The sequence below is a fragment of the Stutzerimonas stutzeri genome (assembly GCF_002890895.1).
In the GTDB taxonomy this organism is placed as follows: domain Bacteria; phylum Pseudomonadota; class Gammaproteobacteria; order Pseudomonadales; family Pseudomonadaceae; genus Stutzerimonas; species Stutzerimonas stutzeri_AB.
In genome coordinates, this window is record NZ_POUL01000005.1 from 94,068 (window position 1) to 115,387 (window position 21,320).

The following is a 21,320-nucleotide window of genomic DNA, read 5'->3' on the forward strand; positions in this document are numbered from 1 at the left end:
TCGACGGTAAGGCTGCGGCGGCGCGTTTCATGTTTCACTGGGTGCCTTCGTCTTTTCCGTCTTTCAGGAGGCTGTCGGTGCCCATCCCCTCGCTTAAAGACCAGTTCGCCGCGCTGATCGCTGCGCCATCGGTAAGTTGCACCCAGGCGCATTGGGATCAAACCAACCGCCCTGTTATCGATTTGCTGGCAGGCTGGTTGAGCGATCTCGGCTTTACCTGCGACGTGCAGGAAATCACCCCCGGCAAGTTCAACCTTCTCGCCAGCTATGGCAGCGGCCCCGGCGGCCTGGTGTTGGCCGGACACAGCGATACCGTGCCCTTCGATGCCGAGCTGTGGACGGCCGAGCCGCTGCAGCTGCGCGAAGCGGATGACCGCTGGTACGGGTTGGGCAGCTGCGACATGAAAGGCTTCTTCGCGTTGATCATAGAGGCCGTGTTGCCGCTGCTGGATAAGCCGTTCCGTCAGCCGCTGCTGATCCTCGCCACCTGCGATGAAGAAAGCTCCATGTCCGGCGCCCGTGCCCTGGCCGACGCCGGGCGGCCGCTGGGCCGGGCGGCAGTGATCGGCGAACCGACCGGGCTGCGCCCAGTGCGCTTGCACAAGGGCATCATGATGGAAGGCATCGAGATTCAAGGGCAAAGCGGGCATTCGTCCAATCCCGCTTATGGGCATAGCGCTTTGGAAGCCATGCATGACGTGATGAGTGAGCTGATGACGCTGCGCCGGGAGTGGCAAAGCCAATACAACAATCCGTTGTTCGACGTGCCACAGCCAACGCTCAACCTCGGCTGCATCCATGGCGGCGACAACCCCAACCGTATCTGCGGCCAATGCTCACTGGAGTACGATTTGCGGCCCCTGCCGGGGATGGAGCCTGATCAGCTACGCGAAGCTATCTCCGGGCGCCTGCGTCCGGTGGCTGACAGGCATCAGGTGAAAATCGACCTGGCCCCGTTGTTCCCCAGCGTGCCGGCCTTCGATCAGCCTGCCGAGGCCGAGCTGGTCAAACTGGCCGAACGCCTCACCGGTCATGTCGCTGAGGCAGTGGCCTTCGCCACCGAGGCGCCTTATCTTCAGCAGCTTGGCTGCGAGACGCTGGTGCTCGGCCCGGGTGATATCGCCTGCGCGCACCAGCCGGACGAGTATCTGGATCTGAACCGGATCGAACCTACTGTGAGGCTGTTGCGCGGGATGATCGAACACTATTGCCTGCAACCAGGCCGAGGATAGGAGCAGGTCTGGCGACATGTTCGCAGCGTGAACCTGCTCCCTGCATCTCCATACTCGACCCGGCTTCCGGACTGAACAAAGCTGTTATCTAAGGCTTGCGCAATGCACAACTACGTCACCTGGCTTCGCGACTCATCGCCCTACATCAACTCCCACCGTGACCGCACCTTTGTGGTCATGCTGCCCGGCGATGGCCTGGAACACCCCAATTTTGCCAACATCGTTCACGATCTGGTGCTGCTGCACAGCCTCGGCGTGCGACTGGTACTGGCGTTCGGCTCACGTCCGCAGATCGAGGCGCGGCTGGCTTCACGGGGTATTGAACCGCGCTTTCACCGTGACCTGCGGATCACCGACACGGCCACCCTGGAATGCGTGATCGATGCAGTCGGGCATATGCGCATCGCCCTGGAAGCCCGGCTCTCGATGGACATGGCCGCCTCGCCGATGCAGGGCGCGCGGCTGCGGGTGGCCAGTGGCAACTTCGTCACCGCGCGGCCCATCGGTGTGCACGATGGGGTCGACTATCAGCACACCGGCGAGGTGCGTCGTGTCGACCGCAAAGGCATCGGTCGGCTGCTGGACGAGCGCACCATCGTGTTGCTCTCGCCGCTGGGGTATTCCCCGACCGGTGAAATCTTCAACATTGCCTGCGAAGACATCGCCACTCGCGCCGCGATTGATCTGGAAGCCGACAAGCTGGTGCTTTATGGCTCCGAGCGAGGCCTGCGTGATGAAAGTGGCAAGCTGGTGCGCGAGCTGCGTCCGCCGCAGATTCCGGCCTATCTCGAGCGCCTCGTTGGCACCTACCAGGCCGAGCTGCTGGATGCCGCCGCGCAAGCCTGCAAAGGCGGCGTGCGCCGCAGCCATGTGATCAGCTACGCCGAGGACGGTTCGCTGCTCAACGAGCTGTTCACCCGTGACGGCGGCGACGGCACCCTGGTGACCCAGGAGCAGTTCGAGCAACTGCGCGAGGCGACTATCGAGGACGTCGGCGGGCTGATCGACCTGATCACGCCGCTGGAAGAGCAGGGCATTCTGGTGCGCCGCTCACGCGAAGTGCTGGAGCGCGAGGTCGAGCAGTTCAGCATTGTCGAGCGCGATGGCCTGATCATCGCCTGCGCCGCGCTTTACCCCATCGCCGATTCCGACTCCGGTGAGCTGGCCTGCCTGGCGGTGAACCCGGAGTACCGTCACGGCGGACGTGGCGACGAGTTGCTTGAGCGTATCGAGGCGCGTGCCAGGGCGTTGGGCCTGAAAACCCTGTTCGTGCTCACCACTCGCACGGCGCACTGGTTTCGCGAGCGCGGCTTCGAGCCCAGCGGTGTCGAGCGCCTGCCGGCCGCACGGGCCTCGCTCTATAACTTCCAGCGCAATTCGAAAATCTTCGAAAAGGCGCTGTGATCGAGCGGCGGCCCTGCGCCGCCTCGATTCAGTCCGGCGTCGGGTAGGGGCTCGCTGAGCGCACCTCGACCGCATCGCCGGTCAGGCGAAGCGCGGGGTCTGGGATAAGTCCATCAATCTGCAGAATCAGCCCGATCAGCAAGGCAATGGTGATTGCCGTGGTCAGGCTGCCCTTGCGGGCGGACACCAACAGGTCCAGTAGCGACATGAATGCACCTCTCTTCTTCTTGTTCTTTTGAGGCTTCGGCGCGCTGCATCGGCGCGGCGAAGACACACATTGGAACCCTGAGAAGGAGGGAAAAGTTCACATCTTGCCGCAGCATATCCGGCGCCCCGCCCAAGCCACCGGACTAGAGCGATCCCGCGGGACTGCTGGTGAAGACTAGGCTCCGCCGAGGCTGGTCAGGCTGCGCTGGTAGTCTTCGACAAAACTGTCGAAGTCCTGAGTATCGGCGGCTTCCACCTGCGCCTGCTGTGTCAGCGAGTTACGCGAAGCCTCATCGAACCAGGCCATGTCGGCATCGGACAACGCACGGCCACGGAAGTCCTCGGCGTGCTGGCGGGTCTGACGCAGGGCGAACTGGCTGAAGCTTTCGCCGTTGCGCTGCAACTCTTCAAGTACGCGGGCAGATGGCGTCAGGCTGCTGTCGTCAACCTTGGCCTGTTGTTCGGCAACCGCGCGAGCATGCTCGTCACCGCCATGGCTGCGGTCGAGCAACGCGGCGACCTGGCCGATTTGGCCAATCAGTTCGCTCGCCCATTGCTGCAGGCTGACGTCTTCGTTGCAGCGACGCAGCTCCAGCCCCGGTTTGCGACCTTCCTTGACGACCTTGAGGAAGTTGTCGCTGCTGGCCCGGCATTCGCCTTCTATCAGGCAAGGGCTCTGCTGCAATGTGCAGAACACGAGGAAAGCATCGAGAAAACGCGCTTCGCTGACGTCTATGCCCAGCGGCAGGAAGGGATTTATGTCCAGACAGCGCACTTCGATGTACTGGATGCCCCGCGCGCGCAGCGCATGCAGCGGGCGTTCCCCGGTATCGGTGACGCGCTTGGGGCGGATGTTCGAGTAGTACTCGTTCTCGATCTGCAAGACGTTGGTGTTGAGCTGCTGCCAGTTGCCGTCAGCATCCTTGGTGCCCAGCGCTGCGTAATCGGGGTAGGGCGTCGACACCGCCTTGTGCAGGCTGCTGGTGTAGCTCGGTAGATCGTCGTAGCAGGGCGTAAGGCCAGCTTGCGCGTTGCTTTGATAACCCAGATCACTCATCCGCAGGCTGGTGGCATAGGGCAGATACAGGGTGTCTTCGTCGAGCTGCTGGAGCTGGTGCGACCGGCCCCGCATGAAGCTGGCATCCAGCGCGGGCGAAGCGCCGAACAGATACATCAGTAGCCAGCTGTAGCGGCGGAAGTTACGGATCAGTGCGATATAGCGCCAGGACTGATAGTCCTGCGCCGAGCGCTGGTCGCTCTCATCGGCCTGCAGCTTAGCCCACAGCGCCTCGGGCAACGAAAAGTTGTAATGGATGCCGGCAATGCACTGCATCGTCTTGCCGTAACGCAGCGCCAGGCCTTGGCGGTACACATATTTCAGTCGACCGATGTTCGAGCTGCCGTACTCGGCGATCGGAATCTGCTCCTCCTCCGGAAGGTGTCCCGGCATCGACGGGCTCCAGAGGTATTCGCCATCCAGCTGGCTATAGGTATAGCGATGGATGGCGTCGAGCTCGGTCAGGGTCTTGGTCGGGTCGGTTTCAGTGCCGGTGATGAACTCCAGCAGCGCTTCGGAATAATCCGTGGTGATCTTCGGATGAGTCAGTGCCGAGCCCAGTGCACGCGGATGCGGCGTCAGCGCCAGCTGACCATCGGCATCGACACGCAGGCATTCACGCTCGATCCCATGCAGGCATTGCGAGAGCAGCGACAGGTTGTGGTGCTCGGCCAGCAGCGCCAGGCGGTGGGAGAGAAGATCGCTCAATTGGGAATTCCTTCACGCGTCAGTCGGCACAATATGGGGGTGGATCGCACGCTCTACAAGAGGCCGTCAGCGTTGGACGGCGCACTGCTGCGGGGCGTTTCCAGCGAACCCGACGCTGCAGTGCGGTGACTCAGATAACCGAGAAGGTCGCCTGGGCCTTGGCCACCAGTTTTTCGCCCTGATGCACCTCGGCTTCGATGACCTGGGTGCGCCGACCGCCGTGCACCACCCAGGCCCGGCATGTCAGCTCGCCGTCTGTCACCGGGCGGATGTAGTTGACCTTGCACTCGAGCGTGACGCTGTTCGGTTCGCCGTCATTGAGGCTGTGGCTGGCCTGGCCCATGGTGGTGTCGATCAGCGAGAACAGGGCGCCGCCGTGCAGCTTGCCGTGCAGATTGCGCAAGCCATCGTGCATGGCCAGGCGCAGCAGTGCTTCTCCATTTGCGACCTGGACGATCTCCAGCCCCAGCAGACGCCCGAAGGCACTGCTGCTGCCCACCGCTTCGACTTCGCGCACCTTTATTTCCTCAGATTTTTAGCGTTGGCGAACAGCGCAGCCATGGCGTTGTTGGCCGGAGCCGGCTTGGTCTCCGGCTTAGCCGCTTTGCGCTCGCCGCGCGGCTGGCCGCCACGGTTGTTACCGCCGCCGCGCATGTTGTCCGCCTTTTCGCCGGGGGTATCGCTCATGCGCATGGACAGGCCGACGCGTTGGCGCGGGATGTCCACTTCCATGACCTTGACCTTGACGATGTCGCCGGCTTTGACCACTTCGTACGGATCCTTGACGAACTTTTCCGACAGCGCGGAAATGTGCACCAGCCCGTCCTGATGCACGCCAATGTCGACGAAGGCGCCGAAGTTGGTCACGTTGGTCACCACGCCTTCGAGCACCATGCCAGGCGTCAGGTCGCTGAGCTTTTCCACGCCTTCCTGGAACTCGGCAGTCTTGAACTCGGGGCGCGGATCGCGTCCGGGCTTCTCCAGCTCCTGAAGAATGTCGCTGACGGTTACCAGACCGAAGCTTTCGTCGGTGAACTGCTTCGGATCCAGGCGCTTGAGAAACGCCGAGTCACCAATCAGCGAGCGGATGTCGCGGCCAGTGTCGGTGGCGATACGTTTGACCAGCCGATAGGTTTCCGGGTGAACGGCCGAGGCGTCCAGCGGGTTGCTGCCGTTCATCACGCGCAGAAAGCCGGCGGCCTGCTCGAAAGTCTTGTCGCCCAGGCGCGGCACTTTTTTCAGCTCGCTGCGTGCGGTGAACGCGCCGTTGGCATCACGGTATGCCACGATGTTCTGCGCCAGGGTGGTGTTCAGCCCGGAAATGCGAGCCAGCAGCGCCACCGAGGCGGTGTTGACATCGACGCCAACGGCGTTCACGCAGTCTTCTACAACGGCATCCAGCGAGCGTGCCAGCTTGAGCTGGGAAACGTCGTGCTGGTACTGGCCGACGCCGATGGCCTTGGGCTCGATCTTCACCAATTCGGCCAGCGGATCCTGCAGGCGACGGGCGATAGAGACGGCGCCGCGGATGGAGACGTCAAGATCCGGGAATTCCTTGGCGGCCAGCTCCGAGGCCGAGTACACCGAGGCGCCGGCTTCGGAGACCATCACCTTGGTCAGCTTGAGGCCGGGCACCTGCTTGATCAGATCGGCCGCGAGCCGGTCGCTTTCGCGGCTGGCGGTGCCGTTGCCGATGGCGATCAGGTCGACGGCGTGCTTGGCACAGAGCTTGGCCAGCACGGCCAGGGTGCCGTCCCAGTCGTTGCGTGGCGCGTGCGGGTACACGGTGGCGGTATCCAGCAGCTTGCCGGTGGCGTCGACCACCGCCACCTTGCAGCCGGTGCGCAGACCGGGGTCGAGGCCCAGGGTGGCGCGCGGGCCAGCCGGCGCGGCCAGCAGCAGGTCATGCATGTTGCGCGCGAACACGCCGATGGCGTCGTCTTCAGCTTTGTCGCGCAGTTCGCCAAGCAAGTCGGTTTCCAGGTGGGTGTAGAGCTTGACCTTCCAGGTCCAGCGCACCACTTCGCTCAGCCACTTGTCCGCCGCGCGGCCGCGATTGGCGATACCGAAGCGCTCGCCGATCATCACCTCGCCCGGATGCATGGTGCCGGGTGCTTCGTCGCCCACTTTCAGGCTCACACTGAGCACGCCTTCGTTGCGGCCGCGGAAGATCGCCAAGGCGCGGTGGCTCGGCGCGCTCTTGAGCGGTTCGTCGTGTTCGAAATAGTCGCTGAACTTGGCGCCTTCGTTCTCTTTACCGGGCACCACGCGCGCGCTGAGCGTAGCGTTGTGGGTCAGGAAATCGCGCAGCTTGGCCAGCAGGTTGGCGTCTTCGGCGAAACGCTCCATGAGGATGTACTTGGCACCTTCGAGCACAGCCTTGACGTCGGCGAAGCCCTTTTCGGCATCGACGAAACGTGCGGCTTCGGTTTCGGGATTCAGCTCGGGGTCGGCAAAGATCGCATCGGCCAGGTCGCCCAGACCGGCTTCCAGAGCGATCTGGCCCTTAGTGCGGCGCTTCTGCTTATAGGGCAGATAAAGGTCTTCGAGGCGGGTCTTGGTCTCGGCGAGGTCGATCTCGTGCTTGAGCTCGGGCGTCAGCTTGCCCTGTTCCTCGATGCTGGCGAGGATTGAGGCGCGGCGATCATCCAGCTCGCGCAGGTAACGCAGTCGCTCTTCGAGCAAGCGCAGCTGGGTGTCATCCAGGCTGCCGGTGACTTCCTTGCGGTAACGGGCGATGAAGGGCACGGTCGAGCCCTCGTCGAGCAGCGCCACGGTGGCGGCAACCTGTTGCGGGCGCACGCCCAGTTCAGCGGCGAGGCGAGAATTGATGCTGTCCATTGATGTCCTGCTGCGGGCTTGGGGATCGGCCAGCCGGCCGGAAAGGGGCGCGATTATAACCGCCGCTGGAAGGGTGAGGGCTAGCGCGATGGCCGCTGGTCGATCAGCCCTACCGTTACGTTTGTCGCCGAGCTGCGGAGCGCTATTGTCTTTTGCCTGTGTAGCCGCCAACATCACAGCCTGTATGGCTTAAAGCCAGCACCCCTCCGGCGCCGGCCGCGTCCGCCTTCACGAGTCCATGTAAATGCCAGGTCAGCCGTGGCCCATCAGTATTCGAACCGGTGCCGCTGCTCTCGTGCTGAGCTGGCTACTGGGACAGCTGGTATGGGCCGCTGCCGTTGAAAGCTGGAATTTCGAACGGATTCTCAGCCAGGCCGAGAAGCGCTACGGCGCGCTTGGCGAAGGGCGCAATCGACTGCTCGCCTGGGAGGAATTGCTGCGCAGTGGCGCCGCGCTTGATGAGCAAGGCCAGCTTCGAGCGGTGAACAACTTCTTCAATCTTCAGCTGCGTTTCGCGGACGATCGTGATTTGTGGAAGCAAACTGACTATTGGGCGACCCCGGTCGAAGCACTGCGCATCGGCGGCGCAGACTGTGAGGATTACGCCATTGCCAAATACATCAGCCTTCGACGCCTGGGCGTGCCGAGCAGCAAACTGCGTATCACCTATGTAAAGGCTGTGCGGCTCAATCAGGCGCATATGGTGCTGACCTATTACGCGCAGCCGGACGCAGTGCCGCTGGTTTTGGACAATCTGGTCGGCGGGATTCTGCCCGCGAGCCAGCGCAGCGATCTGGTCCCGGTCTATGCCTTTAACGGCGAAGGGCTATGGCTGCCAGGTGCACGAGGTGACAAGCAGGTTGGTGACAGCAAGCGCCTCTCGCGCTGGCAGGATTTGCTGAAAAAGATGCACACGGAAGGTTTTCCAGCTGAGTCTGGATATTAGGAGTCCACCATGTCCCTGTTCAAACAGCTGCTGATTGCGATCTGCTTGTTCCTCTTGGCAGCGTTCACCGGCAGCTTCGTGGTCAGCCTCGAATCTTCGCGCGGGCAGTACGTCAATCAACTGCGCTCCCATGCCCAGGACGCAGCGACGGCACTCGGGCTGTCGCTCACGGCCAACATCGAGGATCCGACGATGGTTGAGCTCGTGGTCAGCTCACTGTTCGATAGCGGCTACTACTCGAGCATCCGGGTTATCGATCTGGAGAGCGGCGAGCCGATCGTCGAGCGCCAGGCCGAGCCGGATGCAGGAAGCACACCGGCCTGGTTCCTGGACCTCATTGATCTGCATGCAGAAGGCGGGGACGCGATTGTCAGCCGTGGTTGGCAGCAAGCGGCGCGGGTTGAGGTGGTCAGTCACCCGGTGTTCGCAGCCGCCCGGCTGTGGCAGAGCACGCTGGGCATGCTCGGCTGGTTGGTCTTGTGTGGCGTGGTCAGTGCCGTACTGGGCGCGTTGCTGTTGCGTCGTCAGTTGCGTCCCCTGGACGACATGGTCGAGCAATCCCAGGCCATCACCCGGCGGGAGTTCCTCAGCGTGCCGCAGCTTCCAGAAACACCTGAGCTGCGTCGCGTGGTCCTGGCCATGAACCTCATGGTTGAAAAGCTCAAGACACTCTTCGATGAAGAGGCTCGACGCAGCGAACGCCTGCGCGAAGAGGCCTACCACGACAGCCTGACCGGCCTCAGCAACCGTCGTCATTTCGACATGCAGCTACAGGCGCGGTTGAGCGGCGAAGATCAGGCGGTCAGCGGCTACATGCTGCTGCTGCGCATCAAAGACCTGATGGGCTTGAACCAGCGTCTCGGCGGAGCCCGCACGGACGAGTTGCTGCGTGCGGTTGCTGGGCAGATGCGCCAAGTGACCAGTGATCGCTATCTAATTGGACGGACCCGCGGGGGTGAGTTTGCCTTGCTTGCCGTTGGCCTTGACCGGCTAGAGGCCGAGCGTCTTGCCGAGAGCCTTGAGCAGGCACTTGCGACCCTGCAGCAAACCGGGCTCAGCGATCGCCTGCCGGTCGCCCATATAGGCCTGACGGCTTTCACTCATGAGCAAACCGTAGGCGGGCTTTACGCCGCGCTGGATGAGGCGCTCGCGCTTGCCAGCAGCCAGACCCGTCAGGCCTGGGCTTGCCATGACACTTCAGTGAACGCGCCAGTGGCCGAGCAACACAACGACTGGCACCGCCTGCTCGACAGCGTGATAGAAAATGGATTGCTGCAGCTGTACTTCCAGCCGGTGATGAGTGCTGTCGATCCCAAACGCCTCATACATAGCAAGGTGCTCGCGAGGCTGGTCGATGGCGATGGCGAGCTGCTTCCTGCGGCACGCTTCCTGCCTTGGCTGGAACGCTTCGGTTGGACTGCTCGCCTGGATCTGACCATGCTTCGGCAAACGCTGGCGCATCTGGAACGTCACCACTCTCCGCTGGCGATTAGCTTGTGCGGCGCAACCTTGCGAGATCCAGGCGCGCGCGAGCAGGTCTTCGAGATGCTGGCGCGGCATGCTGAAGTGGCCGGTCTGTTGACCCTCGAGTTGGACGAAGCCCAACTGCCGGATCAGGCAGACCTCGAACAACTGACGCGGCGCCTGCGTCAGATCGGCTTTGGCCTTGGTGTGCAGCACTTCGGCGGCCGCTTCAGCATGATCGGTAATCTGGCGCGGCTGGGGCTGGGCTACCTGAAGGTGGACGGGAGTTACATTCGCGGCGTGGACACCGAAGACGACAAGCACCTGTTCATTCAGGCGATGCAGCGCGCCGCCCATAGCATCGACCTGCCGCTCATTGCTGAGCAGGTCGAGACCGAAGGCGAATGGATGACGCTACGTGCGCTTGGCTTCGAAGGCGGACAGGGCCGCTTGCTGGGCAACCCCGCCCCATGGAGCGAGGTTGCCAGCCGCTCAGATCAGGCCGGTGTCGTCATCGTCGACCAGTAAACGCGTCGCGCCGAGCGCATCGCGCGCCCGGCTGCGCCCTGCCAGCTTGGCCTGCGCGGCCTCCGGCAGATCAGTGATGCGCAACACGCCCTTGTCGATCAGGGCGTGCACCAGGTCTTCGAGCACCCGCACCATGTCCAGGTCGCTCTGGCGCAGGTGCGCGAGGCTTTCGCGCGCAGCGAGCCAAGCGCGCACTTCGCTGTCGTCCTCCGGTAGCTCACCGGTCATGTCGGTGAAGGGACTCTGCTCAACCGCCAACAGTCGCCCGTCAGCGTCGCGTTTGATATACAGCATGGTCAAGGCCTGAATGAAGGCGTCCGCCTGCTGGCAGGCGGACGAGCGGCTTAGGTGTGGTCGATCTTGACCGTAGGGTCTGTTCCGGCCACCAACGAATTGACGATATCGGACATCGAGCCGGTTGCACCGGTCAATAGCGTTGTGTTCTGCAGCTGAATCGTCACGTCAGCCGTCCCTGCGCCGTTGATAAAGTGCCCGGCCGAGCTGATCTCCAACGTAGACGTGGTCGTGTCTACCCGGAGGTAGCTGAGGATGTCTCGATTTTCCTCTCCGACCAGAAGGTCGCGGAGATCGATCCGGTCACCTTCGCTCGTATTGAAGTCCTTGATGACATCGTTGCCCATATCGCCTGCTTTCCACACGAATGTATCCGCGCCGCCACCGCCGTTGAGCTGGTCATTGCCCAAGCCGCCGATGAGGATGTCGTCGCCAGCGCCGCCAACCAGGAGGTCGTTGCCGGTGCCACCATCGAGCGTGTCGTTCCCCTGCAATCCGTAAAGCAGGTCGTCGCCCGCGCCGCCGCTGAGGTAATCGTTACCCGCTGCGCCCGTGTGCGAGGAGCTGGCCGAGCCGCCGATGACGGTGATTGCCGAGCTGCCCTGGTCATTGATAACCAAGGTGACGGTGGGCATATAGTTTGACGGCAATGCACTGCTTGTGACCAATTGCAATTGGTCGGTACCCACAACCTCCGTGCCGGTCGACAGCAGCGACACGTAACTGCTGAGGTCATACTCGCCCTTCTCATCGCGTGGGAACTCGACGTAGCTGTCGCCTACCTTCAGCACCAGAGTGGCGTCCGCCGGCAGATCGCTAAATGTCAGCGTCTGGATTGTTTCCAGAACGCCCACCTTGTCTTGCACAACAGCAAACACGTCGACTGAATAGTTGTAGCTGCTCAGCGACCCCGTGCCCGGATTTACCGAGAGCGAGTCGATTTGGAAACCATCATTGTTGCCATTCTTCGAGAACGTGTTGGATGGGTCTTGTGCAATGGTGAAGTTCAGCATGTCGACATTCGTCACAACGGACACACTGTCCGTACCGCCATTGCTGAACAGTTTGCCGCTGATATGAATCTCGACCTGAGCTTTATCGAAAGCCCCGGTATAGGTTTGATTGACGCTCCAGCTACCGCCGCTAAGGACTGTCCCTTGTTGGAGGTTAACAGTATTGCCACTCGCGTCGACGAGCCTGAGATAGACCTCAACGTTTTGATCCGATACTGATGATCCCTTAGCAGTCGTGCCAACGGAGCCAGTAAGTTTTCCAACGCCATTTGCCAAGTCGGAAAGTGCTACTTCGGATTTAATAAGAACCGTGTCATCCGATGTGTTCTTTAGCGATAGCCCAACAGTTTGCATCCCTATCGGGAAGTTGAAGGTAATCGCATCAGTACCCGCTATACGTGTTTGATTATCTTGTTCTCCCGAGCTTTGTATTGACAGCCCATTGCCTTTGCTCCAATCGAACTTCTGGTTCGTTCCAGCGCTAATCCCAATACCATTCGGGAAAGTAAAGGAGGTCTGCCCGTCGATCGCGGAGAAGCCGCTGGTAGAGCTCGAGAAATCAAAAGTGTTTTCGGTCCCCGGGCCGACCTTTACAGACACGGTACCCGCCGGAATCGCATCGGCGACCGGTGCCACCGAAATCGTACGGCTGTCGATATCGGTCAGAACGTCGCTTCCACTGCTGTTGCCACTATCACGTGTCGTCATCGTAACGGTGACGTCACCGCTTGCGTCTGGACTTGGCTTGAAGACCGGCTGGGTTGAAGGAGCGGCAAGGTAGTTATTGATCGCGCTCAGCGTACCGGTTAATACCAGCTCAGACGCCGTGCCGCTGACGGTGACACCGTTCAAGCTCGACGCTGAAAGCGATCCATCGCTTACCGACAGAGTCACGCTGATCGGGCCACTGCCGGCATCGACATCGGAGACGGCAAGTCCCGCGAGCTTCAACGCGGTGTCCTCGGCGGTGACGAACGAGGCCGGCATATGGTTGATGGGTGCATCGTTTACCGCATCGATCTGGATGGAGACCGTTGCCGATGTCTTGTCCAGATTGCCTAACGCGTCCGTAGCACTGTATTGAAATAAGGTGCTACCACTCCAATCCGCTGTCGGTATGAAATCAACGGTGGCCTGGTTATCAAGGGCGGGGATGGTCTGACCCATCATAACTGGCTGGCCGTTGTACATAAGCGTTCCATTAGCTGGCAAGCTGGTTATCGTGAAGTTGGCAATACTGCTTGAAGAATCGGAGGCGTTCAGCGCAATTCGGAGAGGATTGTCCTCACTGCCGAGGGCCGTAACATCCGCAGTTTCAGGCGCCACGGTATCGCCGATTGTAATGTGGGTGCTGGTGGAGTTTAGGCTGATTCCGTCTTGGGCAAAGGCTGTCACCGTTAGGCTCTGGCTGCCGGTGGGGCTGCCATCGAACGTCATAGTCAAACCGGTTACGGTTATTGCTTTGTTGTCCGGGTTAATCGTCGCGCTATACGAACCTTGGCTTACCAGCGGAAGTGTCCAGGTGCCGTCCCCGTTGTCGATCCCTGCCGATAACGTGGCGCCAGCGGGCACCGAAACTTTGATGCTGCTGATTGATTCCGAGAAATCCACATCCGTCGGAGCGGCATTGATAGTCAGCGGATAGCTGGTTTTCGAAACGAAGGTAACGGAGTTGATCAGGAAGTCATCACCCGTGCGCGGCGCAGTGAACTCAATGCGACTGATGGCGCTGCCGTCAGCGGCTGTAAGCGAAAGCGCTTCGTCTATCCCATCGCTTCCCCCATAGATCGTGCTGCCGCCGATCTGTTTGCCAGTACTGTCATATAGCTTGTACTGAGCCTGCTCCCCCGGGTTCAGCCACGCAAGCCGGACAGTTACATTTGCCACGGGTGCATCGAACGCGATAGCCAGCCGCTCCGAATGCTGGTTGCCGTAGCCCAGCTCCGCGCTATCCCCCGACGCCTCTGCTCCCACCACTCCGAATCCGCTAGGGCTGCCATGGGTGGAGATCGTGCCGACCGTGCCGTCCAGCTTGTACGCAGTAACCGTGAACCCTTGATCAGTCGCGGAGGCGTTGGTGGTGCTAATGACGGTCGTGCTGGTGCTTACGGGTTCGACACTGACGCTTACGGTTGGCGCGTCCGCAACAGGGGTTACCGCAACGGTGGCGTTGGCTGGTGTTACGGCTTTCCCATCCGATACGCCGTAGCTGAATTGAATGTCGCCGCTCCAGTCCGCCTCAGGCGTGAAGCTCCAAGTGCCGTCTTTATTGTCAGCTAGCGAGCCTTTGCCAGAACTGATGGCCAAGTCTGTGACGGTGAGATAGGGATTATCGACGTCGTTGGCCTGGGCCAGTAGTTCTGCCTGAGTAATCAGCAGAGCACCGCTGTCTTCGGCAATGGCAGTCAGGGTTACTGTGGATGTAGTCGGGGCATCGTTAACCAGCGTAACGGTTGGATCAACGGTGGCTGCTGCGCCATCCACGGTGCCGTCGTTCGGCGTCAGGGTGAAGGCGGGCAGGTCCTGGCCGCTGTTAACCAGGTTCAGGCCGGCCTGGGTCAGGGTGACGCTGCCGTTGCCGTCGAGGGCGTAGTTCACCGTATCGCTGAGGGTCACACTTACGGTGTTGCCGTCCTGGTCAGCAGTGGTGTAGGTGGCGACCACCGAACCGACCGCATTGCTGGCGGCATCCTCGGTGAAGGCGTTGACCAGGGTGACCGTCAGGGACGGGGCATCGTTAACCAGCGTAACGGTTGGATCAACGGTGGCTGCTGCGCCATCCACGGTGCCGTCGTTCGGCGTCAGGGTGAAGGCGGGCAGGTCCTGGCCGCTGTTAACCAGGTTCAGGCCGGCCTGGGTCAGGGTGACGCTGCCGTTGCCGTCGAGGGCGTAGTTCACCGTATCGCTGAGGGTCACACTTACGGTGTTGCCGTCCTGGTCAGCAGTGGTGTAGGTGGCGACCACCGAACCGACCGCATTGCTGGCGGCATCCTCGGTGAAGGCGTTGACCAGGGTGACCGTCAGGGACGGGGCATCGTTGGTGCCGGTGATGGTCAGTGTCAGTGTGCTTTGACCGCTAGCGCCGTGTTCATCGGTCACCTGGTAGGGAACGATCAGCTGCTGGACTTCGCCATCGGCCAGCTTGTCGTATTCAGTATTGGCTGTGTCGAACGTCCAGGCGCCATTGGCCGCAAGGACGAAGCCTGCTGGCGCAGGCCCGCTCAAGCTGAACGCCAGGGTTGCGCCGTTATCGATGTCGCTGGCGTGAAGCTGACCGCTGACGGGGCCAAATTTCAGTGTATCGGTAAGCGTCTCGCCGTCTGCGCCGCTGCTCTTCAGTACCCAGCCGGAGCCGCTCTGGCTGACCGAGCCGACCTGATGGGCAACGCTGGAGTTAAGCGACAGGTTGCTGAGCAACAAGGTTGAGTCGTTGACCGTGTCTCCTATGTCTGCAACACCAATCACAACGGTGTAGGTGCCCGGTATGGCAAAGTTGTGCTTGAAGCTATGAGTGCCGGAGCTGCCATAGTCGCCTACGCTGCTGACGCTGCTTAGCGTGCCGACTGGTTCGCCATTGATTTGCACAAAGGCGAAATCGTTGAACGGCAGGTAGTCAGACGTGCTGAACGCCCAGTCGAAGCTCACGGCTTCGCCAGGTGTTGTCGTGGTGATGGTAAGGGTGATCGCAGCACCCTCGGTGGCTGACTCAACCGGTCCGGCTGAGGTCGCGGCGCCTTCCAGGGCGGTTGCGTTGGCGGCTTGCGCGACCGGTGCGTCGTTGGTTCCGGTAACGACCAATTGCAGCGTGCTGGAGCTGCTTGCGCCTTGCACATCGGTCACCGTGAACGGGATATCCAGCGTTAGCATCGTACCTTGCGCCAGGTGCTGATATGCGTCGACGCCGGCATCGAAGGTCCAGCTGCCGTTATTGTTTAGGGTAAAACCGGCCGGCAACGGCGCATCAGCTGCAAAGTTCAGCACCGCGCCTGCATCGACGTCACGGGCGGCCAATTGCCCATTGATCGTCTGGTCTTCATTGATCGCGTCGTTCGTGGCGCTCGCCATCGGAGCGTCATTTGCCCCGGTTATCGCGACGGCTAATGTGCTTGTGCTGATTGCGCCGCTGGCGTCGCTCACGGTGTACGGCAGCTGCAATGTCAGGGTTTCGCCGGCCGGCAGGCTCTGGTACTCGGTCAATGTCGTATCGAGCGTCCAACTGCCATCGGCATTCAGTGTGAAGCCAGCAGGGGCGTCGTCGTTCAGGGCGAAGCTAAGCCGGTCGGTCGAATCGATATCGGTTGCAACAAGTCGACCGGTCAGTTGGCGATCGTCCTCGCTTCCTGCCGAACTGGCAGCGGTCGCGACAGGTGCGTCGTTGCGACCTGCAACGAGAATGTCCAGCGTGCTGGTGCTGCTGGCGCCGGACGCATCGGTTACTACGTAGCTCAGGCTGAGCGCGAGGTCTTCACCTGCCGCCAGGCTTTGGTATTCGACAAGGCTGGTATCCAGCGACCAGCTGCCGTCGGCGTTCAAGGTAAAGCCGGCTGGTGCGTTGCCCACCAGAGCGTAGCGCAGCGTATCGTTGGCGTCCGCATCGCTGGCGACCAGCTGACCGGTTACACGTCCGTCGTCTTCGGTGATGCTGCCGCCAATAAGCTGAGTCGCATCGGCCTTCGGCGTGTCGTTGGCGCCCGTGAGCGAGATATTAATGACACGGCTATTGGTGGCGCCGAGGGGGTCGGTGACGGTGACTGTGAAGGATTCAGTTGGCGTTTCGCCGGCGTGCAGTGCGTTCACCGCAGCGGCGTCAGCCGTATAGCGGTAGCTGCCATCGGCATTAACAATCAACTGGCCGAAGCGGCCGTTCGCGCTTCCACTCCAGACCAGGTCGGCACTGTCCACGTCAGTGGCGGTGAGCTGGCCCTCGATGACGGTAAAGCTGTCGCTGGCTGAGGTGTCGGCCAGGCTTATGCTGTAATCGCCCGTGGCAAACGGTGCGTCGTTGGTCCCGGTAATCGTGATAGTGAAGCTGGCTGGCTGGCTGGTGATGCCGAAGCTGTCTGTTGCGGTATAGCTAAAGCTGACCTGGCGCGTTTCGCCTGCTGCCAGACTGTCGAAATCGCTGCCCGGGTCGAAGCGGTAAGTGCCGTCGGCATTGAACGTCAAAGTGCCCATGCCTGCGCCCGGCCCAGAGACAAGGGAATATCCGGTAACGGAATCAGCGTCGCGAGCGGTGGGTACGCGACCTTCGAGCGCAGTGTTCTCTTCGGTCTCACTACTGCCGTCGAGAGCGAGAGGGGCGAGGTTGTCATTCGAGCCGCTGTCTTGAGCCACCGCGGCCGCTGAAAACGTCAGCCCCTCAGTCGCGAATCCTGTCACCGCTTCGACGCGCTGACCTGTTTCGCTGAGCATCACGGCGCTATGACCGCCGCCACCTGCACCGCCTGTTCCTCCGGTGCCCGGCCCTGCGGCGGTGGGATCGAGTTGAGTGGTGGGGTCGAAGCCGTCGGCAATCGCTTGCTCAAGGTCGCTTAGCGGCTGGGCATCGGCCTGACTGGCGTCAGCATCGACGAAGCTGCCTGCCTGCCAGGTTGCCGAACTGCCGAGCGTCAGCTCTTCGCCGTTCGGCAGTTGCAGGGTGACCGAGCCAGCCGCTTCCGTTTCCAGCCGGTCGCCAGCGAAAACAGCCTCGCCTTCGAAGACCTGTCGGCGAACGCCTTCTGCTGATACGGCGAATACCTGACCTATCAGGCTCTTAATAACAGCGTAGGCGTTGCTCATGACCGTTGCTCCGGAAGTAGGTGTGGCTGTCTCTGGACGCTAATAGCAATTGCCAGATTAACCGAGTCCATTCGACAAAAAAATGGCGACGCTTATGCGCCGATAAACGGTAGGTCAAAGTCTTGACCCCCATAGTGTGATGTTAAACAATGCACGCGGTGATGTCACTGTGCTAGCACAGTAATTATTGACATTCATCTGCCGCTGTGACGTGAAGGGTGTGACGGCTCGACCGAGGCCGCTGATGTCCGTTCCGCCTGGCCCTACGTCAGCTGTTATTTTCTTCGAAGGATTCTCTCCATGAAACGCGCGCTCCTCATGCTTCCCTTGGCTGTTGCCCTGCCGTTCGCCACCCAGGCGCAGACCCTGCAAGAGGCGATGCGCAGCGCCTTGGAGGTACACCCTGAAATTCGCGCCGGTGTGAGCGCTCGGTTGGCCGCCGAAGAAGAGTTGCGCGCTGCCAAAGGTGGCTATATGCCCCGGGTCGATCTGGTTGGCGGTTACGGACGGGAAGGAACCGATAATCCGAGTGGCCGCGCTGATGGTGACCATGATTACGAGACGCTGACCCGCAGCGAGGCCCGGCTAAACGTCGAGCAAATGCTGTTCGACGGTTTCGCTACTTCCAGTGAGGTCAAGCGTAATCGTGCTGTAGTCAACTCGCGGGCGCTTGAGCTGTTGGGCAACTCCGAGCGCACTGCGCTAGAGGTAGCTCAAGTTTATCTGGACGTCTTGCGCCGTCAGGCGCTGGTTCGGTTGGCGGAGGATAATCTGCGCAGCCACGAGCGTATCTTTGACCAGATCAATCTGCGCAGTCAGCGCGGCGTTGGCCGCATGGCTGATCTTGACCAGGCTGAAGCGCGCCTGGCCCAGGCGAAGAACAACCTGCTGACTGAGCAGGCTAATCTGGCGGATGCGCGCGTCAACTTCATCAGCGTGGTGGGACAGGCTCCAGAGCAGCTGGATGCACCGGCGCCGATCGTCCCGGAGCTCCCGGATTCGTTCGAAGTGGCCCGCGATAAAATGCTGGCGGATAACCCTCAACTTCGCTCCGCCGAGGCCGATATCAATGCCGCTGAGGCGCAGATGGCAGCCGCGAAGTCCGCGTTCTATCCGCGGTTTGCGCTCGAGCTGAGCACCGGTGCTAACGAAAACATCGACGGTGTACCTGGGCACGAGAACGAATGGCAGGCAATGGTGCGCATGCGCTACAACTTGTTCGCCGGCGGCAGTAACAAAGCTGAGTTACGCGCCCGCTCACATCAGGCCAATCAGGCGTTGGACATCCGCAACAACGCGCTGCGCCTGCTGACCGAAGAGCTTGGCCTGGCCTGGAACGCGTTGTTCAACGCTCGCCAGCAGCTGCCGATCGCCCAGGACTACGCTGATCGCAGTGGCCGGGTACGCGACTCCTACCAGCAGCAGTTCACGCTGGGCGAGCGCACGTTGCTCGACCTGCTCGACAGTGAGAACGAAATGTTCACAGCGGCACGCCGTCTGGAAGAGGTGCGTTTCACCGAGGCACTGAGCCAGTACCGCATCAAAGCGGTAACCGGCTCGCTGCTGCAGAGCCAAGGCGTTGTTGCGCCTGTGGCTGCCGTGCCGATGGACGAGGTCCAGGCGCGGGTCCAATTGCCCGCAATGAATTGAAGGGTGTCCCGGAGGGCCGGCGATGAGTCAGTTACAGCAGTCGGCCGCCGCGGGCCCTGAGATCACCCGTCATGATCCGCGCGAGCGCTATGACGACCCCTTGCTCGACAGCCTGCTGTCGCTTTGTGCCTGCCACCAGAAGCCAGCCAGCCGGGCAACACTGACTGCAGGCCTGCCGCTGGCCAGCCAGCGGTTGACGCCCGAGTTGCTGCCACGCGCCGCCGCACGTGCGGGCTTGCGTGGCCGTTGGCTTCGCCGTGACCTTGACCAGATCCCGGCCCTGGTCCTGCCCGCCTTGTTGCTGCTGGGTGATGGCCGCAGCGCGTTGCTGGTCGGTTGGAGTGTCGATGGCCGCGCCCGGTTGATGCCGAGCGAGACCGAAGGCGGCGAGATCCTCGTAGATCGTGCGCTGCTCGAAGAGGATTACTCCGGTCAGGCATTCTTTGCACAGCCACAACATAAGTTCGACCTTGACCAGGGCGAGCTTGTACCACGGGCGCGCCATTGGTTCCGAGACACGCTGAAGCGCTCACGCTGGCTCTATGCTGACGCGATTGCTGCGAGCTTCATGATCAGCCTCATTGGCCTGGTCACTCCGCTGTTCGTCATGAACGTCTATGACCGCGTCGTACCGAACCAGGCCGAGGCGACCCTTTGGGTACTGGCCATCGGCGTCGGTGGCGCGTTCGTCTTCGATCTGATTCTCAAAACGCTGCGTGGGCTCTGTCTGGACCTGGCCGGCAAGAAGACCGACCTGATCATCTCGGCGACGCTTTTTGAGCGGATTGCCGGAATGCGAATGACGCATCGGCCTGCTCGCGTTGGCACCTTTGCGCAGCATATCCATGAGTTCCAGTCCCTGCGTGATTTCCTCGCCTCGCTGACGCTGGCCAGCCTGATCGACCTGCCGTTCACGCTGTTGATCGTCGCGGTTATTGCCGTGATCGGAGGTCACCTGGCGTGGATCCCGCTGCTGGCCTTTCCGATCGCTGCCGGCATCAGCCTCGCCCTGCAACGCCCGCTCGCCGACACACTCGAGCGCAGCATGGCGCTGTCAGCCGAGCGTCAATCCGGTCTGATCGAAACGCTTGCCGGGCTCGATGCAGTAAAGGTCAACAACGCCGAGAGCGAGCGCCAATACCTGTGGGAGCAGACTATCGGTACGCTCGGCCGCCTTGAGCTGCGCGCGAAAATGCTATCGAGTCTGGCGCTCAACTCGACCATGGCACTGCAGCAGTTGGCCGGCGTGGTGATCATTGTGTTCGGTGTCTACCAGATCATTGCCGGACAGCTGAGCATGGGCGGCCTGATCGCCTGTTACATGCTCAGCGGCCGTGCGCTCGGCCCGCTGGGCCAGGTTGCAGGGCTGTTGACCCGTTATCAGCAGGCGAAGGTAACCGTGCGCTCGGTCAACGAAATGATGGCGCTGCCACAGGAGCGCCAAGCCGGGGAGCGATCACTCAAGCGCGAAGCGCTACAGGGTGCGATCGAGTTTCGCCAGGTCGATTTCAACTATCCGGATCAGCAACAAACGGCGTTGAGTCAAGTCAGCCTGTCGATTTGGCCCGGCGAGAAGGTTGGCATCATCGGACGTAGCGGCTCAGGGAAAAGTACGCTGGCCAAATTGATCGTCGGGCTCAACCAGCCGAGCGATGGAAGTCTGCTTATCGACGGCGTAGACGTGCGTCAGCTCGACGTTAGCGACCTGCGGCATAACATCGGTTACGTCCCGCAGGATGTGCAGCTGTTCGCGGGTACGCTACGCGACAACCTGGTGATGGGTGCGCGCTATGTCGAGGATGACCAGGTGCTGCAGGCCGCTGAACGTGCCGGCGTGCATGAGTTCGCACGTCTGCATCCGAAAGGCTACGAACTGCAGGTCGGCGAGCGTGGGCAACAGCTGTCCGGTGGCCAGCGTCAGGCCGTGGTTCTTGCGCGCGCGCTGCTGCTCGACCCGCCAATCCTGCTGCTCGATGAGCCGACCAGTTCACTCGACAACACCAGTGAAGATCGCCTGAAGCAGCAAGTTGCCGGCGTAATCGGTGACAAGACTCTGTTGTTGGTCACCCACCGCACCTCCATGCTGACGCTGGTGGATCGGCTGATCATCGTCGACCGTGGCCAGATCGTGGCCGACGGGCCAAAGCCAGTCATTCTCGAAGCCTTGAAGAAGGGACAGATCCGTGTCAGCTAAG

12 protein-coding genes are annotated in these 21,320 nt (G+C 61.5%); 6 read left to right on the forward strand and 6 right to left on the reverse strand.

From position 1 onward, the window contains the following. Positions 1-77: 77 nt before the first annotated feature. Both argE and argA read left to right on the forward strand, forming a co-directional pair. On the forward strand, positions 78-1,232 hold the full coding sequence (argE, locus tag CXK96_RS10945; protein ID WP_102836493.1) for an acetylornithine deacetylase: 1,155 nt from the start codon (positions 78-80) through the stop codon (positions 1,230-1,232). 102 nt (positions 1,233-1,334) lie between these two features. Then, complete coding sequence (argA, locus tag CXK96_RS10950) at positions 1,335-2,636, forward strand: amino-acid N-acetyltransferase (protein ID WP_102836494.1); 1,302 nt, start codon at positions 1,335-1,337, stop codon at positions 2,634-2,636. A 28-nt stretch (positions 2,637-2,664) separates the two neighbouring features. Here argA and CXK96_RS10955 read toward each other — a convergent pair whose 3' ends face one another. From CXK96_RS10955 to CXK96_RS10970, 4 genes are all read right to left on the reverse strand, one after another. Then, positions 2,665-2,844, reverse strand: coding sequence for a hypothetical protein (locus tag CXK96_RS10955; protein WP_073299324.1), 180 nt, complete (start codon positions 2,842-2,844; stop codon positions 2,665-2,667). Positions 2,845-3,018: 174 nt separating this feature from the next. Continuing rightward, positions 3,019-4,608: a glutamate--cysteine ligase gene (gshA, locus tag CXK96_RS10960; RefSeq protein ID WP_102836495.1), complete on the reverse strand. Its 1,590-nt coding sequence runs from the start codon at positions 4,606-4,608 to the stop codon at positions 3,019-3,021. Between the two features lie 130 nt (positions 4,609-4,738). After that, positions 4,739-5,125: a PaaI family thioesterase gene (locus CXK96_RS10965; RefSeq protein ID WP_102836496.1), complete on the reverse strand. Its 387-nt coding sequence runs from the start codon at positions 5,123-5,125 to the stop codon at positions 4,739-4,741. 2 nt (positions 5,126-5,127) lie between these two features. After that, positions 5,128-7,449, reverse strand: a complete 2,322-nt coding sequence (locus CXK96_RS10970) for a Tex family protein (RefSeq protein WP_102836497.1) — start codon at positions 7,447-7,449, stop codon at positions 5,128-5,130. A 244-nt stretch (positions 7,450-7,693) separates the two neighbouring features. Here CXK96_RS10970 and lapG point away from each other — a divergent pair, with 244 nt between their 5' ends. Beyond that, on the forward strand, positions 7,694-8,395 hold the full coding sequence (gene lapG, locus CXK96_RS10975; protein ID WP_102836498.1) for a cysteine protease LapG: 702 nt from the start codon (positions 7,694-7,696) through the stop codon (positions 8,393-8,395). A 9-nt stretch (positions 8,396-8,404) separates the two neighbouring features. Continuing rightward, positions 8,405-10,387 (forward strand): cyclic di-GMP receptor LapD, encoded by a 1,983-nt coding sequence (gene lapD / locus CXK96_RS10980; RefSeq protein ID WP_102836499.1) that lies wholly within the window; start codon positions 8,405-8,407, stop codon positions 10,385-10,387. On the opposite strand, the gene CXK96_RS10985 is transcribed toward lapD, so the two are convergent. Next, the gene (locus CXK96_RS10985) at positions 10,352-10,681 is read right to left on the reverse strand and encodes a tryptophan synthase subunit beta (protein ID WP_102836500.1); all 330 of its coding nucleotides are present in this window, start codon (positions 10,679-10,681) and stop codon (positions 10,352-10,354) included. The two genes, lapD and CXK96_RS10985, sit on opposite strands and share 36 nt — an antisense overlap. Before the next feature lie 50 nt (positions 10,682-10,731). Next, complete coding sequence (locus CXK96_RS21100; protein WP_102836501.1) at positions 10,732-17,475, reverse strand: retention module-containing protein; 6,744 nt, start codon at positions 17,473-17,475, stop codon at positions 10,732-10,734. 300 nt (positions 17,476-17,775) lie between these two features. On the opposite strand from CXK96_RS21100, the gene CXK96_RS10995 reads away from it, so the two are divergent. Continuing rightward, positions 17,776-19,125, forward strand: a complete 1,350-nt coding sequence (locus tag CXK96_RS10995) for a TolC family outer membrane protein (protein WP_102836502.1) — start codon at positions 17,776-17,778, stop codon at positions 19,123-19,125. Between the two features lie 22 nt (positions 19,126-19,147). After that, positions 19,148-21,319 carry a type I secretion system permease/ATPase gene (locus CXK96_RS11000; protein ID WP_102836503.1) on the forward strand — a complete coding sequence of 724 codons (2,172 nt, stop codon included), beginning with the start codon at positions 19,148-19,150 and terminating at the stop codon, positions 21,317-21,319. Position 21,320 lies beyond the last annotated feature (1 nt).

What these genes read in the sequence shown, in the direction of transcription:
- argA (WP_102836494.1), top strand. Translation starts at nt 1,335, where the DNA reads ATGCACAACTACGTCACCTGGCTTCGCGACTCATCGCCCTACATCAAC.
- CXK96_RS10955 (WP_073299324.1), bottom strand. Translation starts at nt 2,844, where the DNA reads ATGTCGCTACTGGACCTGTTGGTGTCCGCCCGCAAGGGCAGCCTGACC.
- CXK96_RS10970 (WP_102836497.1), bottom strand. Translation starts at nt 7,449, where the DNA reads ATGGACAGCATCAATTCTCGCCTCGCCGCTGAACTGGGCGTGCGCCCG.
- lapG (WP_102836498.1), top strand. Translation starts at nt 7,694, where the DNA reads ATGCCAGGTCAGCCGTGGCCCATCAGTATTCGAACCGGTGCCGCTGCT.
- lapD (WP_102836499.1), top strand. Translation starts at nt 8,405, where the DNA reads ATGTCCCTGTTCAAACAGCTGCTGATTGCGATCTGCTTGTTCCTCTTG.
- CXK96_RS10985 (WP_102836500.1), bottom strand. Translation starts at nt 10,681, where the DNA reads ATGCTGTATATCAAACGCGACGCTGACGGGCGACTGTTGGCGGTTGAG.
- CXK96_RS21100 (WP_102836501.1), bottom strand. Translation starts at nt 17,475, where the DNA reads ATGAGCAACGCCTACGCTGTTATTAAGAGCCTGATAGGTCAGGTATTC.
- CXK96_RS10995 (WP_102836502.1), top strand. Translation starts at nt 17,776, where the DNA reads ATGAAACGCGCGCTCCTCATGCTTCCCTTGGCTGTTGCCCTGCCGTTC.
- CXK96_RS11000 (WP_102836503.1), top strand. Translation starts at nt 19,148, where the DNA reads ATGAGTCAGTTACAGCAGTCGGCCGCCGCGGGCCCTGAGATCACCCGT.